This window comes from Tomitella fengzijianii (assembly GCF_007559025.1).
In the GTDB taxonomy this organism is placed as follows: Bacteria; Actinomycetota; Actinomycetes; order Mycobacteriales; family Mycobacteriaceae; genus Tomitella; species Tomitella fengzijianii.
Genome location: NZ_CP041765.1, coordinates 3,288,267 through 3,301,185 on the forward strand (window position 1 = coordinate 3,288,267; position 12,919 = coordinate 3,301,185).

Here is a 12,919-nt window from a genome sequence, read left to right on the forward strand (position 1 = left end):
CACGGGCGCACCAGGCCCGTCCCTCGATCGAAACGGGGTCCACGATGGTGCGGACTCACCAGCGGCCGCCGGCCATCACGCGCGCCGGACGCATCCTGCTCACAGTGCTCGCCGCAGCTCTCGCCGCCACGATCACGGCGGTGCCGGCAAGAGCCGCGCCGCCCGCCCACGTCACCGGCGTCAGCACCGTCGGGCCGCAGATCCTGCGCGTCGACGTGTACTCCCCCAGCATGGACAGGGTCATTACCAACACCGTCCTGCGTCCCCCGGGCGGCGGGCCCGCGCCGGTGCTGTACCTGCTCGGCGGCGTGCGCGGCGGCACCGACGGCGTCTCCTGGCTCAACGACTCCGCCTACGAGCAGTTCTTCGCGGACAAGAACGTCAACGTGGTCACCCCCATCGGCGGCCCGTTCAGCGAGTACACCGACTGGCACTTCGACGATCCGATTCTGGGCCCCGCCCGCGCCAACCAGTGGCAGACCTACCTGACGCGCGAGCTGCCGCCCGCCATCGACGCGGAGTTCGCGACCACCGGCCGCAACGCCATCGCGGGACTGTCGATGTCGGCGGGGCCCGCGATAGACCTGGCCATCCAGGCGCCGGGCCTCTACCAGGCGGCGGGCTCGTACAGCGGCTGCCCCATCAACGGCGGAGTGTTCGGCGCCGCCCAGGTGTCCTCGGTGGTCCTGGCCGGGGGCGGGAGCGCCTCGAACATGTGGGGCCTGCCCGGCGGGCCCGGGTGGGCGGCGCACGACCAGTTCGCGCGCGCCGGCGAGCTGCGCGGCACCGCCGTGTACCTGGGCTCGGCCTCGGGGATCCCCGGCGAGGTCGACGCGCTGGCGCCCTACCAGGTATTCGGCGCGGCCACCGGCGGCGGGGCCGTCGAGGCGATCGCCGACGCCTGCACGGCCGCCTTCTCGCGCAGGCTCGACGAGGTGGGCGTGCCGCACACCTTCGTGCACCGCGACCGCGGGGCGCACACCTGGGGCCTGTTCGAGGCCGAGCTGCGCGAGTCCTGGTTCACCACCATCGGGCCGGCGCTGGGGGCATAGGGCACCCTCCCGGCACCGCCGGGCGCCCCGGGCACCGCTGGGGGCCCCGGGGGCCAGTTCGAGCACCGTTTCCCGCCGCCGGGCCGATTACGCGCGCGGACGGCTCAGCGAGTGCGCGGCCTGCCGATGCCGCGCGCGGGCCGCAGTGACAATCCGAATCCGCGGCGGCGGGCCGGACCCCGTCAGTCGCAGATGCCCCGCAGCTTCTCGATCAGCGCCACACGCCCGGCCGCGTCCGCAGCCATCGGCGCCACGTTGAGGGTGGTCACGCCGGCCTCCGCGAACGCCGCGACCCGCTCGCGCACATACGATTCCGGGCCGATCAGGTTGACGGACCGCACCAGCTCCTCCGGGATCGCCGCCGCGGCCTCCTCCTTCTTTCCCGCCAGGTAGAGGTCCTGCACGACCTCGGCCTCCTTGCCGAAGCCGTACGTCGTGGCCAGCGTGTTGTAGAAGTTCTTGCCCTTGGCGCCCATGCCGCCGATGTAGAGGGCCAGGTGCGGGCGCATCCAATCGTGCATGTGGTCCACGTCGTCGCCGATGGCCAGCGCCGGGCCGGCGTACACCTCGAGCTCGCCCAGGGACGGATCGCGCTTGGCCTTGCCCGCCGCCAGCGCCTCGCCCCAGGCGTCGCGCGCCTTCTCCGGGTAGAAGAAGATCGGCTGCCAGCCCTCGGCCAGCTCCGCGGTGAGCTCCACGTTCTTGGGGCCCAGGGCCGCGAGGACGATCGGGATGCGCTCGCGCACGGGGTGATTGATCAGCTTGAGCGGCTTGCCCAGCCCGGTGCCCTCCTCGGCAGGCAGCGGGATGCGGTATTTCTTGCCCTGGTGCTGCACCTTCTCGCGGCGCCACACCTGGCGGCAGATGTCGATGATCTCGCGCGTGCGCCCCAGCGGTGCGTCGTACTTGACGCCGTGGAACCCCTCGATGACCTGCGGGCCCGAGGCGCCGAGTCCCAGGGTGAAGCGGCCGTCGGAGACGTAGTCCAGGCCGGCGGCGGTCATCGCGGTGAGCGTGGGCGTGCGCGTGTAGATCTGCAGGATCCCCGACGCCAGCTCCAGGCGCGAGGTGCGCGCGGCGAGGAAACCCAGCTGGCTCACCGCGTCGAACGAGTACGCCTCCGGGACGAAGGCGATGTCCAGCCCCGCGCGCTCGAGGTCCTCGACCTCCGCAGCGGTCTCGGCGAATCCGCCGCTGTAGTTGAGGGTCATGCCTACGCGCATAAGTGAACCTCTGCTCTCGATCAGGGTGCGGTGTGTACCGATCACGGGCGAGTCTGCCACGTCGTGCCGGCGGTCACACGGGCGGTGTTATTGTTCGTGGGTACAATACTGGTGATCAGGCCGAAGCGAGCAGATCGGAGCGGAAATGACAGCGACGCTGACCCCGCAGCGGGCCGACGATGACGCGCACGCCACCGGCCCCCGCGCCGGCGCGCTCGCCCTGGCCGCCCGCAACGCGTGGGCCCTCACACCGTTCGGCGGCGGCATCGAGCAGCCCGCGCCGCTGCCGTCCACCGTGGTCCACGACTCCCCGCACTGCACCGTGCGCAGGTACAGCTCCCCCGGAGCCGACGGCACGCCGGTGCTGCTGGTCCCGCCGCTGGCGGTGTCCATCGACTGCTACGACCTCCGGCCGGGGCAGAGCCTGGCCGCGCACTTCGTCGCGTCGGGCAGGCCCGTCTATGTCGTCGACTACGGCGGCATCCGGTACGCGGACCGCGACATGGGCTTCGACGACTGGTTCGCCCGCATCATCCCCACCGCCGTCGGCGCGGTGCTGCGCGACGCCGCCGCCGGGGAGACCGCCGCATCCGCCGACCTGGTGGCGTGGAGCCTGGGCGGGACGCTGTCCCTGCTCACCGCGGCCCACTGCCCCGAGCTGCCGATCCGGTCCATCGTCGCCATGGGCACGCCCATCGACTACGCGAAGAACCCGTCCATCGCCCCCCTGCGTGCGCTGGGCTCGCTGGCGCCGCTGCCGGTGGTCGGCGGGGTGGTGCGGACCGCGGGCGGCATCCCGTCGCCGCTGGTCCGGCTCAGCTACCGGTCGACCGCGCTGACCCGCGAGCTGACGCGGCCGTGGTTCATCGCGAACAACCTCACCGACACGACGGCGCTCGCCCAGATGGAGGCGATCGACCGCTTCATGGCCGGGATGCCCGGCTACCCCGCCCGCTTCTACACCCAGATGCACAAGAAGCTCATCATGGGCAACGCGCTGGCATCGGGCAGCGTGCGCATGGGCGGGCACCCGATCGAACTCGGCGACGTGCAGGTGCCGGTGCTCGCGGTCTCCGGCGCCACCGACGTGCTGGCGCCCGCGGCCAGCGTCGCAGCCATCACCGACGTGCTCACCGGCTCGCCGCGGGTGCAGGTGGAGACCGTCCCCGGCAGCCATCTGGGCATGGTGGCCGGCAGCGGGGCCCGGGCGCACACCTGGCCGGTGATCGACAGGTTCCACGCGGAGCTCGGCGGACGCTGATCCGGCTCCGGGCGCGTGGAGTGCACCGCCCGCCGCTACACGAACTCCCAGGCGGCCTTCGCGATGGCGAGCTCCTCGTCCGTGGGCACCACCAGCACCGCGGTCTTCGATGCCGCCGTGGAGATCACCCGTTCGCCGCCGCCGCGCGCCCGGTTCGCGGCCGGGTCCACCTCGATGCCGAACCCTTCGAGCCCGGCCAGGGCGTCCTCACGCACCGACGCCGAGTTCTCCCCGACCCCGGCGGTGAAGGCGATCGCGTCGACGCGCCCCAGCACCGCCATGTAGGCGCCGACGTACTTGCGCAGCCTGTGCACGTACACGTCGTACGCGAGCGCCGCGCGCTCGTCGCCGGCCTCCCGCCGCTCGGTGACCGCCCGGAAGTCGTTGACGCCGCTGAGCCCCTTGAGCCCGGAGCGCCGATTGAGCAGCTCGTCGATGTCGGCGATGTCCATCCCGGCGTGCCGCCCGAGGTGCAGCAGCACCCCGGGGTCGATGTCGCCGGAGCGTGTCCCCATGACCAGCCCCTCGAGCGGCGTGAGCCCCATCGACGTCTCCACGGCACGCCCGCCCCGCACGGCCGACGCCGAGGCGCCGTTGCCCAGGTGCAGCACGATCGAGTCGACGTCCTCGCAGGGCCTCCCCAGCAGCCGCGCCGCCCGCTCGCTCACGTACTTGTGCGAGGTGCCGTGGAAGCCGTAGCGCTGCACCCCGTACCGCTCCGCCACGTCGGCGTCGATGGCGTAGGCGGCCGCGGCCGGCGGCAGCGTGTGGAAGAAGCCGGTGTCGAACACGCCCACGTGCGGCACGTCCGGGAAGTGCTCCTGCGCCACCTCGATGCCGATGATGTTGGCGGGGTTGTGCAGCGGGGCGAGGTCGGCCAGCCGCTCGATGGTCTCGACGACCTCCGGCGTGATCAGCGTGGGCTGCGTGAACACCTTGCCGCCGTGCACCAGCCGGTGGCCGACGGCCGCCACGCCCGCCTCGTCCAGGTCCAGTCCGGTCTCGGCGAACATGCGGTACGCCATCGTCAGCGCCTGCGTGTGATCGGCGACCTCGCCGTTCCACTCGCTGGTGCGCCCGTCGTAGGCGTGGGTGAGCCGGCCCTGCGGCTCGCCGATCCGCTCGACGATGCCGGACGCGACGGCGCATTCGCGGGCCACGTCGACCAGCTCGTACTTGATGGACGACGAGCCCGAGTTGATGACGAGAACGAGCCCGCTCATCGGTGATCCTTCCCGGCCTCCGCCGCGCGGGCGACCTCCTGAGCCTGGATGGCGGTGATCGCCACGGTGTTGACGATGTCCTGCACCAGGGCTCCTCGCGACAGGTCGTTGACCGGCTTGCGCAGCCCCTGCAGCACGGGGCCGACGGCGACGGCGCCCGCCGTCCGCTGCACCGCCTTGTAGGTGTTGTTGCCGGTGTTCAGGTCCGGGAACACCAGAACCGTCGCCCGCCCGGCCACCGGCGAGTCCGGCATCTTGGCGGCGGCCACCGACGGCTCGACGGCGGCGTCGAACTGGACGGGCCCTTCCACCGGCAGCTCGGGGCTGCGCCCGCGCACCAGTCCGGTGGCCGTGCGCACCTTGTCCACGTCGGCGCCCGCGCCGGATTCACCGGTCGAGTAGGACAGCATCGCGACGCGCGGGTCGATCCCGAACTGGGCGGCCGTGCGCGCGGAGGAGACGGCGATGTCCGCGAGCTGCTCAGCGGTGGGGTCGGGCACCACGGCGCAGTCGCCGAAGGCCAGCACCCGGTCCGCCAGGCACATCAGGAAGATCGACGACACCGTGGACACGTCCGGCTGCGTCTTGATGATCTCGAAGGCGGGGCGGATGGTGTGGGCAGTGGTGTGCGCGGCGCCGGAGACCATGCCGTCGGCCGCCCCCATGTGCACCATCATCGTGCCGAAGTACGACGGGTCGCGCATCACCTCCGCGGCCACGTCCTCGGTCACGCCACGGTGCGCGCGCAGCCGCGCGTACTCCTCGATGAACGCGTGGCGCAGCCCGGATTCGGCCGGGTCGATCACCTGCGCACCGTCGAGCTCCAGCCCCAGCTCCGCGGCGCGCTGACGCACACGCGACTCGTCGCCGAGGATCGACAGCTCGACGATGCCGCGCCGGATCAGCCGGCCCGCCGCGCGCAGGATGCGGTCGTCGTCGCCCTCGGGGAGAACGATGCGGCGACGGTCGGCGCGGGCCCGGGCGAGCAGCTGGAACTCGAACATCTGCGGCGTCACGATCTCCGGGATCTCCACCCGCATCAGGTCGCGCAGGGCGTCGCCGTCGACGTGCCGCTCCATCAGGTCCAGCGCGGTGTCCACCTTGCGCAGCGACGAGGCCGTCATCTGACCGCGCGTCTGCGATGCGATGGCCGCGGTGGTGAAAGTGCCCTGCTCGCAGCGGATCATCGGCAACCGCGGCTTGGTGCCCTTGACGAGGGCGTCGATGGCCGGATGGGGCGCCAGCCCGCCGTTGAGGACGATGCCCGCCAGCGAGGGGAAACCCTCGGCCTCGTGCGCGGAGACCAACGCCAGCAGGGCGTCCGACCGGTCCGCGGGGACGATCACCACCTGCCCCTCGGTGATGCGCTCCAGGATGTGCTCGGCCGTCATGCCGCCCACCATCACGCTGGTGGCCTCGCGGGCCAGCAGGGCCGGGTCGCCGGCGTACACGGTGCCGCCGACGGCGGTGCACAGCTCGGCCATCGTCGGCGCGAACAGCACCGGCACCTCCGGCAACGCCCAGGCCGGCAGCCCCGTCGCCCGCAGCGCCGCCGTCACCGCGTCGAGGCCGTCCGGGTCGCACCGGTTGGCCACCACCCCCACCACGTGCGCCTGCGCGGACCTGATCTCGGCGAGGCTGTGCGATGCGAGCTCCGCCGTCTGCTGCGGCTCCCGGCCGTGCCCGCTCACCGCCAAGAGCACGCGCGCGCCGAGGTTGACGGCGATGCGCGCGTTGTAGGCCAGCTCCGACTGGTTGACCACGTCGGTGTGGTCGCTGCCCACCACCACGACGGCGTCGGAACGGGCCTGGACCTCGTGGTAGCGGGCGACGATCTCGCTGAGCGCCGCCTCCGGGTCGGCGTGCACCTGGTCGTAGGTGACGCCCGTGCAGTCGGCGTAGTCGAGGCTGGCGGTGGCGTGCCGCACGAGCAGCTCGAGGATGTGGTCGGGGCCGTCCGCGCTGCGGGTGATCGGGCGGAACACGCCCACGCGTGCGCCGGACCCGGCCAGCATGTGCACCAGGCCCAGCGCGATCGCCGACTTGCCCGTGCTGCCCTCGGCGGAGGCCACGTAGATGCTCGACGCGGCCGAGCTCGATACCGGGGCAGAGCTCGACGCGGACAGGCTGGATGGAGACGCAGGGCTGGATGGAGACGCAGGGCTGGATGGAGACGCGGAGGCCATCCCCACAGCCTAGTGGCGCACACCATCGGGCCGGTCCCCCGATCCGGGGGTGCCGGTCACAACGGTGCCGGTCACCCCAGGGCGCGCAGCCGGGGTGCCAGGTCGCGCTCGAACAGCTCGAGGAACCGGCGCTGGTCGTGCCCCGGCGCGTGGAACACCAGGTGGTTGAGCCCGGCGTCCACGTACTGGCGCACCTGCTCCACGGCCTCGTCCGGGTCGGATGCGACGATCCAGCGCTTGGCGATCTGCTCGATGGGCAGCGCGTCGGCGGCCCGCTCCATCTCGATCGGGTCGTCGATGGAGTGCTTCTGCTCCGCACTGAGCGACAGCGGCGCCCAGAACCGCGTGTTCTCGAGGGCCTTGTCCGGGTCCGTGTCGTAGGAGATCTTGATCTCGATCATCTTGTCGATGGTGTCGACGTTGCGCTCGTTCTTGGCGGCCCCCTCCGCGACGGCGGGCATGAGCTTGTCGGTGTAGAGCTCCATGCCCTTGCCGGAGGTGCAGATGAAGCCGTCGCCCGCGCGTCCCGCGTACCGGGCCACCACCGGCCCGCCGGCCGCGATGTAGACGGGGATGCCGCCGTCGGGCACGTCGTAGATGGAGGCGCCGGACGTCGAGTAGTACTCGCCGTCGAAGTCGACGCGGTCGCCTGTCCACAGCTCGCGCATCAGCCGGACGGATTCGCGCAGCCGGGCGAAGCGCTCCTTGAACGCCGGCCACTCGCCCTTGTATCCGGTGGCGATCTCGTTGAGCGCCTCGCCGGTGCCCACGCCCAGCATCACCCGGCCCGGGAACAGGCAGCCCATGGTGGCGAACGCCTGCGCCACGACGGCCGGGTTGTAGCGGAAGGTCGGCGTCATCACCGAGGTGCCCAGCTGCAGCCGCTCGGTGCGCTCGCCCACCGCGGCCATCCACGCCAGCGAGAACGGCGCGTGCCCGCCGTCGTGCCGCCACGGCTGGAAGTGGTCGGACACCGTCGCCGAGTCCATCCCGTGGCGCTCGGCCGCCACCGCGATCTCCACCAGCTCGCGCGGATCGAACTGTTCCGCCGACGCCTTGTAGCCGAGCTTGAGCGGGCGCTTCGTCATGTCCAGATCCTCCTCGCCGATGACAGTCCGCCTCGATTCAACCATCGACGCCCGCGGGCACGCCGCCGCCACTTGCTCACCGGAATGCCGGCGGCCGCGCGCGACGGGCACCACTGCTGCCAGAATCCACGGGACGGCGCTCCGGATCCGCCCACGACGCCGCGCCAGAAAGGACCGCCCCATGACCTCACCGCACCGGCAGCGCACCGCACTGGTGACCGGAGCCTCGTCCGGCATCGGCCTGGCGACGGCGCGCGCCCTCGCCGCCGGCGGCTACGCCGTGTACGGCACCGGGCGCAACCCGCAGAACCTGTCCGACGACGCCCGCGTGCCCGGGGTGCGCTACCTGCCGCTCGACCTCACCGACCCGGCGTCCATCGAACGCTGCGCCGCGGACGCCGGCCCGGTCGACGTGCTGGTCAACAATGCGGGCGAGAGCCAGTCGGGCCCGTTCGAGGAGTACCCCGCGGAGGACCTCGAGCGGCTGTTCCAGATCAACGTGCTCGGCGCGGTGCACCTGAGCCGGCTGCTGCTGCCCGGGATGCGCGAGCGCGGCTACGGACGCGTCGTCATGATCGGGTCGATGCTCGGCAGCCTGCCGTTGGCCTACCGCTCGTCGTACTGCGCGTCCAAGGCCGCCATCCGCACCTTCGCGTCCGCCGCCCGGGCCGAGTTCTCGCCCTACGGGGTGTGGCTGACCACCGTGGAGCCGAGCTCGATCAACACCGGGATCAGCGAACGCCGCACGCACCTGGTGCGGCCCGGCTCGGTGTTCGAGGAGCAGTACCGGCGGGTGATCGCACGCCTGGACGCGCGCGAGGCCGCCGGCATCCCCGCCGAGGAGGTCGCAGGCCAGGTCATGGACGCCATCCGCGCCCGACGGCCCCGGCCGCTGTACGCGGTGGGCGGCGGCTCGCGGGTGGCCTTCGCGATGAAGCGGGTGCTGCCGGACTCGGTCAGCGAACGGATCCTGAACCGCCAGTTCGGGGTGCGGTTCCAGTAGCGCGCCGAACCGGGCTCAGTCCGGATCGACGTCGAGGCCCGCGACCGCCGCGAACGCCTCGAGCTGCTCCAGGTAGTGGGCGAGCGAGTCGTGCCGCACGGTCAGGTTGATCCTGGTCGCGCCCGCCTCCGCCGCCGTGCCGAGGACCTCGGCCACCTGGCCGGGCCCGGCCAGCGGGTCCAGGCGCTCGTTGGGCGAGAACACCACGTCGAACCCCTCGGGCAGGTCGTGCCCGTCGAGCATCCTGCGCATCTTCGCCGGGTCGGGCCCGCGGAACGCCTGCGGGGCCGGGGCCCACCCGTCGGCCAGAGTGACGGCCCTGCGCAGGGCGCGCTCGCTGTGCCCGCCGATCCACATCGGCACATGGGTCTGCGCGGCGTGCGGCTGCACCACCATGTCGCGGAACGAGAAGTACGGCCCCTCGTACGACACGAGCCGCCCCGACAGCGCCGCGCGCATCGCCTTGAGGGCGTCGTCGGCGCGCGGGCCGCGGTCCTCGAAGGGCTTGCCGAGCAGGTCGAACTCCTCCTTCAGGTTGCCCACGCCGAACCCCAGGATCAGCCGCCCGCCGCTGAGGTGATCGAGCGTGCCGTACCGCTTGGCGATCTCGAGCGGGTGGTAGAAGGGCAGCACCAGCACGTACGGCAGGAACCGCAGCCGGCGCGTCTGCCCGGCAAGGAACGCGAAGGTCGCCAGCGGGTCGTAGAACTGCTCGCCGCGCGGCAGCCCCGGCGGCACCGCCACATGGTCGGGGCACGTCATGTACTCGAAGCCGAGCCTGTCGGCGGCCTGCGCCACCCGGACGATCTCCGACGTGCCGGCCTCCGCCTCCCACGCGGGGCGCTTGCCCGAGAGCGCCAGGATCGGCGAGCTGATCCCCACCTTCATGCCGTCACCCCTTCCCCGCGCACGCTGCGCTGCAGCCGGATCAGCGGATCATCCGCGCCGCTGCCGCCGGACGGCCCCGCGGCCTCCTTGGGCATCATCCGGCCGGCGTCCGACCGGGTCCACTCGCGGGCGGCCCACCGCTCGGCGATAGCCCAGCGTCCGTGCCGGCGCTCCATGCGGTCGATGAACCGCACGCCGCTGGTGAAGTTCATCCGCCGGTCGTCGGCGGGTTCGCCCCAGTGCACCGAGGTCCCATAGGTCTCGCTGATCGCGATGTCGCCGTGCAGCTCCACCAGATGGTTGCCGAGCATGTGCATCGTGCCGCCGCCGTCTCGAGCCCGCCTGCGCAACAATGGCTCCACCCACGCGAGGTACTCGTCCACGCCGCCCTCGAAACCGGTGTGATGATCGACCGCGTCAGGGTGATACACCGACCGGACCAGGTCGAAGTCCAGCCGGTCGATCCCGCGGGCGTAGGTCAGCACCACCTCGTGGATCTCCCTGCGGTCGGAGCACTCGTCGCGTTGCACGTCCATATCGACCGAAACTAGACAACGACCGGCCGCCGCGGGTACCGCCGTGCGGCCGGGGTCCTGCTGTCCGGGAAAACCCGCGGCGCCCGCCGGCGATCGTCGGCCGCCGCACATGCTTGCACCGTTCCGGCCTCGCCGTGATGCGCGCGCTCACCGCAGCCGCGTCGGAAGCCCCGCCACCACCAGCACCACCGAGTCCGACTCCGCGGCGATCCGCGCATTGAGCCGCCCGAGCAGGTCGCGGAAGAGCCGGCCCGAGGCGGTCGCCGGCACCACGCCGCTGCCCACCTCGTTGCTCACCGCCACGGCCTGCACGGGACACGCGCGCCACGCCGCGACGAGCTCGTCCACGTCCGCCTCGACCCGCTCGAGCGGCCCGCCGTCCCACGCCGCGTGCCGGTCGATGCGCGCCGTCAACCAGGTGCCCAGGCAATCGAGCAGCACCGGGCCGGTGGCCGCCCGCAACCGCCCGGCCACGTCGGTCGTCTCGACGGTGCGCCACGATGCGGGCCGGCGCTCGCGGTGCGCCGCCACCCGCGCCAGCCATTCGGCATCGCCGCGCCCGTGCCCGCCGGTGGCCAGGTAGGTGACGTCGGCGCGGTCGGCCAGCGTCTCTTCGGCCAGCGTGGACTTGCCCGAGCGGGCGCCGCCCAGCACGAGCGTCCTGCGCGGCCGCGCGCCGCCCGGCCGAGGCTCCACGCCCGTCTGACGCCCCGCTCCCGGCACCGGCAACGGCACCGACATCGCATCCTCTCCCATGAGCACCCCCCACTCGGCCAGCCGCCGCGCCAGTTCGTCCGGCGGCGGATTGTGGTGGCTCAGGTGCACCGCCACCACCCGCGTCGCGTCCCCCACGGCCCCGCATCGCCGCAGCTCCGCCAGTGCACGGGGGAACGTCGTCAGGTTCAGGTGCCCGCCGTGCAGGTCGGCGCGGTCGCCGAAGGTCTCCTCCAGGAACACCGCGTCGAACCGCGCGCCGGCCACTGCGCGCAGCGTCGGCGCGGGCAGCGGCCCGGTGTCGGTGGCCCACAGGATCCGGCCAGGGCCGCCCCGGTGCCCCGCACCGACCCGTTCCACGTCGTAGAGCACCGCGTCGCCCTCGCTCCACACCGCGTGCGCGGCAGCGAGCACCCGGATCCGGTAGGGCAGGCCGTCGTCACCGCCCAGCGTCACCTCGTCGCCGGCGGCCACCTCGATGAACCGCACCGGGTCGTCCGGCGCCGCCCAGGGGCGGCACTGCGCGATCACGTCCGCCGGGCCCACCACGTCCAGCGGCTCGCGGCGGCCGGCCCAGTGCCGGAACAGAAGAGCCGCAGGGCCCAGGTGGTCGGGGTGCGAGTGGGTGAGCAGCAGGTGCCGCACCCCGGCCAGCGAGCGGCCGGCCCGCACCGCGCCGCGCGGCGTCTCCGGGCCGCAGTCCAGCAGCAGCCGGCCGTCGAGCAGGGCCGACGTCTGCGCGCGGACCTGCCCGGACCGGGCCGCGGCCGTGCACGACGCGCACTCGCAGAAGGGGTTGGGCCATCCGTCGGCGGCGCCGCTGCCCAGCAGCACCACCTCGCCGCCGCTCAACGCCCGGCCCCAGGGCCGGCGGTCCCCGATTCGGATCCGGACGCCGCGAGCCCCGCCGGAAGCACCACCACGGTGCCGCCGCGCCGCAGCACCTCCACCCGGGCGCCGTACACGCGGCCGATCCGCCCCGGATCGAGCACGTCCTCCGGCCCGCCGTCGGCGATCACCCGCGCGTCGGCCATCATCACCATCCGCCGACCGTAGTGGGCGGCCAGAGTGAGGTCGTGCATCGCGGCCACCACCGTGATCCCCTCGCCCGCGCGCAGCGACTCCACCAGGTCCAGCACCTGCTGCTGGTGCCCGATGTCGAGGGCGCTGGTGGGCTCGTCCAGCAGCAGCACCTCGGGCTGCTGCGCGAGCGCCCGCCCCAGCACCACCCGCTGCAACTCGCCGCCGGACAGCCGGGCGGCCTGCCGCGACGCCAGCTCCTCGAGGTCCAGCCTCCGCAGGACCCGTGCCACCGCCTCCTTGTCCGCCGCCGATTCCACCCCGAAACGGGGCACGTGCGGGGTGCGGCCCAGCGACACCAGCTCGGCCACCGTGATCCCCTCGGGGACCACCGGCCGCTGCGGCATGAGCGCCACCTTGCGCGCCATCTCCCGCCGCCGCGTCCTCCTCGGGTCGGCGCCCGAGACCGACAGCACGCCGGTCACCGACGCGCCCGCCGCGGTGCCGCCCGCGGGGGTGAGCAGCCCGGCGAGCGCGTGCAGCAGCGTGGTCTTGCCCGCGCCGTTGGGGCCCACCACCGAGACCCAATCGCCCCGGCCGATCCTGAGCGTCACGTCGTCGACCACCGTCGCGCCGCCGCGCACCACCGTCAGGCCCGCGCAGTCGACGGCCGCATTCCCCGGCAGAGCGCTCCCCGCCACAGCATCCCCCGCCATACCGTCCCC

General features: G+C 73.1%; 11 protein-coding genes. 3 read left to right on the forward strand and 8 right to left on the reverse strand.

The genetic code is table 11. From position 1 onward, the window contains the following. Positions 1-44: 44 nt before the first annotated feature. Complete coding sequence (locus FO059_RS15000) at positions 45-1,052, forward strand: alpha/beta hydrolase (RefSeq protein WP_143909793.1); 1,008 nt, start codon at positions 45-47, stop codon at positions 1,050-1,052. 182 nt (positions 1,053-1,234) lie between these two features. Here FO059_RS15000 and FO059_RS15005 read toward each other — a convergent pair whose 3' ends face one another. After that, positions 1,235-2,275: an LLM class F420-dependent oxidoreductase gene (locus tag FO059_RS15005; RefSeq protein ID WP_143909794.1), complete on the reverse strand. Its 1,041-nt coding sequence runs from the start codon at positions 2,273-2,275 to the stop codon at positions 1,235-1,237. 145 nt (positions 2,276-2,420) lie between these two features. On the opposite strand from FO059_RS15005, the gene FO059_RS15010 reads away from it, so the two are divergent. Beyond that, on the forward strand, positions 2,421-3,536 hold the full coding sequence (locus FO059_RS15010) for an alpha/beta hydrolase (protein ID WP_143909795.1): 1,116 nt from the start codon (positions 2,421-2,423) through the stop codon (positions 3,534-3,536). Positions 3,537-3,571: 35 nt separating this feature from the next. Here FO059_RS15010 and FO059_RS15015 read toward each other — a convergent pair whose 3' ends face one another. From FO059_RS15015 to fgd, 3 genes are all read right to left on the reverse strand, one after another. Then, positions 3,572-4,759 (reverse strand): acetate kinase, encoded by a 1,188-nt coding sequence (locus tag FO059_RS15015; protein ID WP_143909796.1) that lies wholly within the window; start codon positions 4,757-4,759, stop codon positions 3,572-3,574. Beyond that, entirely contained in the window at positions 4,756-6,945 is a 2,190-nt protein-coding gene (gene pta / locus FO059_RS15020) for a phosphate acetyltransferase (protein WP_143909797.1), read from the reverse strand. The genes FO059_RS15015 and pta overlap by 4 nt, the downstream gene beginning before the upstream one ends. 71 nt (positions 6,946-7,016) lie before the next feature. Continuing rightward, entirely contained in the window at positions 7,017-8,033 is a 1,017-nt protein-coding gene (gene fgd, locus FO059_RS15025; protein ID WP_143909798.1) for a glucose-6-phosphate dehydrogenase (coenzyme-F420), read from the reverse strand. 181 nt (positions 8,034-8,214) lie between these two features. On the opposite strand from fgd, the gene FO059_RS15030 reads away from it, so the two are divergent. Continuing rightward, positions 8,215-9,036 (forward strand): SDR family oxidoreductase, encoded by an 822-nt coding sequence (locus tag FO059_RS15030; protein WP_143909799.1) that lies wholly within the window; start codon positions 8,215-8,217, stop codon positions 9,034-9,036. A 15-nt stretch (positions 9,037-9,051) separates the two neighbouring features. Here FO059_RS15030 and FO059_RS15035 read toward each other — a convergent pair whose 3' ends face one another. The 4 genes from FO059_RS15035 to FO059_RS15050 all read right to left on the reverse strand — a co-directional run bounded on the left by FO059_RS15035 (position 9,052) and on the right by FO059_RS15050 (position 12,910). After that, complete coding sequence (locus tag FO059_RS15035) at positions 9,052-9,924, reverse strand: LLM class F420-dependent oxidoreductase (RefSeq protein WP_143909800.1); 873 nt, start codon at positions 9,922-9,924, stop codon at positions 9,052-9,054. After that, on the reverse strand, positions 9,921-10,460 hold the full coding sequence (locus FO059_RS15040; RefSeq protein WP_143909801.1) for a nuclear transport factor 2 family protein: 540 nt from the start codon (positions 10,458-10,460) through the stop codon (positions 9,921-9,923). Before FO059_RS15040 ends, FO059_RS15035 begins: the two co-directional genes overlap by 4 nt. A 147-nt stretch (positions 10,461-10,607) precedes the next feature. Beyond that, positions 10,608-12,026: a bifunctional adenosylcobinamide kinase/adenosylcobinamide-phosphate guanylyltransferase gene (locus FO059_RS15045; RefSeq protein WP_143909802.1), complete on the reverse strand. Its 1,419-nt coding sequence runs from the start codon at positions 12,024-12,026 to the stop codon at positions 10,608-10,610. Continuing rightward, a complete protein-coding gene (locus FO059_RS15050) occupies positions 12,023-12,910 on the reverse strand; it encodes an ABC transporter ATP-binding protein (RefSeq protein ID WP_143910802.1) in 888 nt (295 codons plus the stop codon). Before FO059_RS15050 ends, FO059_RS15045 begins: the two co-directional genes overlap by 4 nt. Positions 12,911-12,919 lie beyond the last annotated feature (9 nt).

What these genes read in the sequence shown, in the direction of transcription:
- FO059_RS15050 (WP_143910802.1), bottom strand. Translation starts at nt 12,910, where the DNA reads ATGGCGGGGGATGCTGTGGCGGGGAGCGCTCTGCCGGGGAATGCGGCC.
- FO059_RS15040 (WP_143909801.1), bottom strand. Translation starts at nt 10,460, where the DNA reads ATGGACGTGCAACGCGACGAGTGCTCCGACCGCAGGGAGATCCACGAG.
- pta (WP_143909797.1), bottom strand. Translation starts at nt 6,945, where the DNA reads ATGGCCTCCGCGTCTCCATCCAGCCCTGCGTCTCCATCCAGCCCTGCG.
- FO059_RS15005 (WP_143909794.1), bottom strand. Translation starts at nt 2,275, where the DNA reads ATGCGCGTAGGCATGACCCTCAACTACAGCGGCGGATTCGCCGAGACC.
- FO059_RS15000 (WP_143909793.1), top strand. Translation starts at nt 45, where the DNA reads ATGGTGCGGACTCACCAGCGGCCGCCGGCCATCACGCGCGCCGGACGC.
- FO059_RS15010 (WP_143909795.1), top strand. Translation starts at nt 2,421, where the DNA reads ATGACAGCGACGCTGACCCCGCAGCGGGCCGACGATGACGCGCACGCC.
- FO059_RS15015 (WP_143909796.1), bottom strand. Translation starts at nt 4,759, where the DNA reads ATGAGCGGGCTCGTTCTCGTCATCAACTCGGGCTCGTCGTCCATCAAG.
- FO059_RS15035 (WP_143909800.1), bottom strand. Translation starts at nt 9,924, where the DNA reads ATGAAGGTGGGGATCAGCTCGCCGATCCTGGCGCTCTCGGGCAAGCGC.
- FO059_RS15030 (WP_143909799.1), top strand. Translation starts at nt 8,215, where the DNA reads ATGACCTCACCGCACCGGCAGCGCACCGCACTGGTGACCGGAGCCTCG.
- fgd (WP_143909798.1), bottom strand. Translation starts at nt 8,033, where the DNA reads ATGACGAAGCGCCCGCTCAAGCTCGGCTACAAGGCGTCGGCGGAACAG.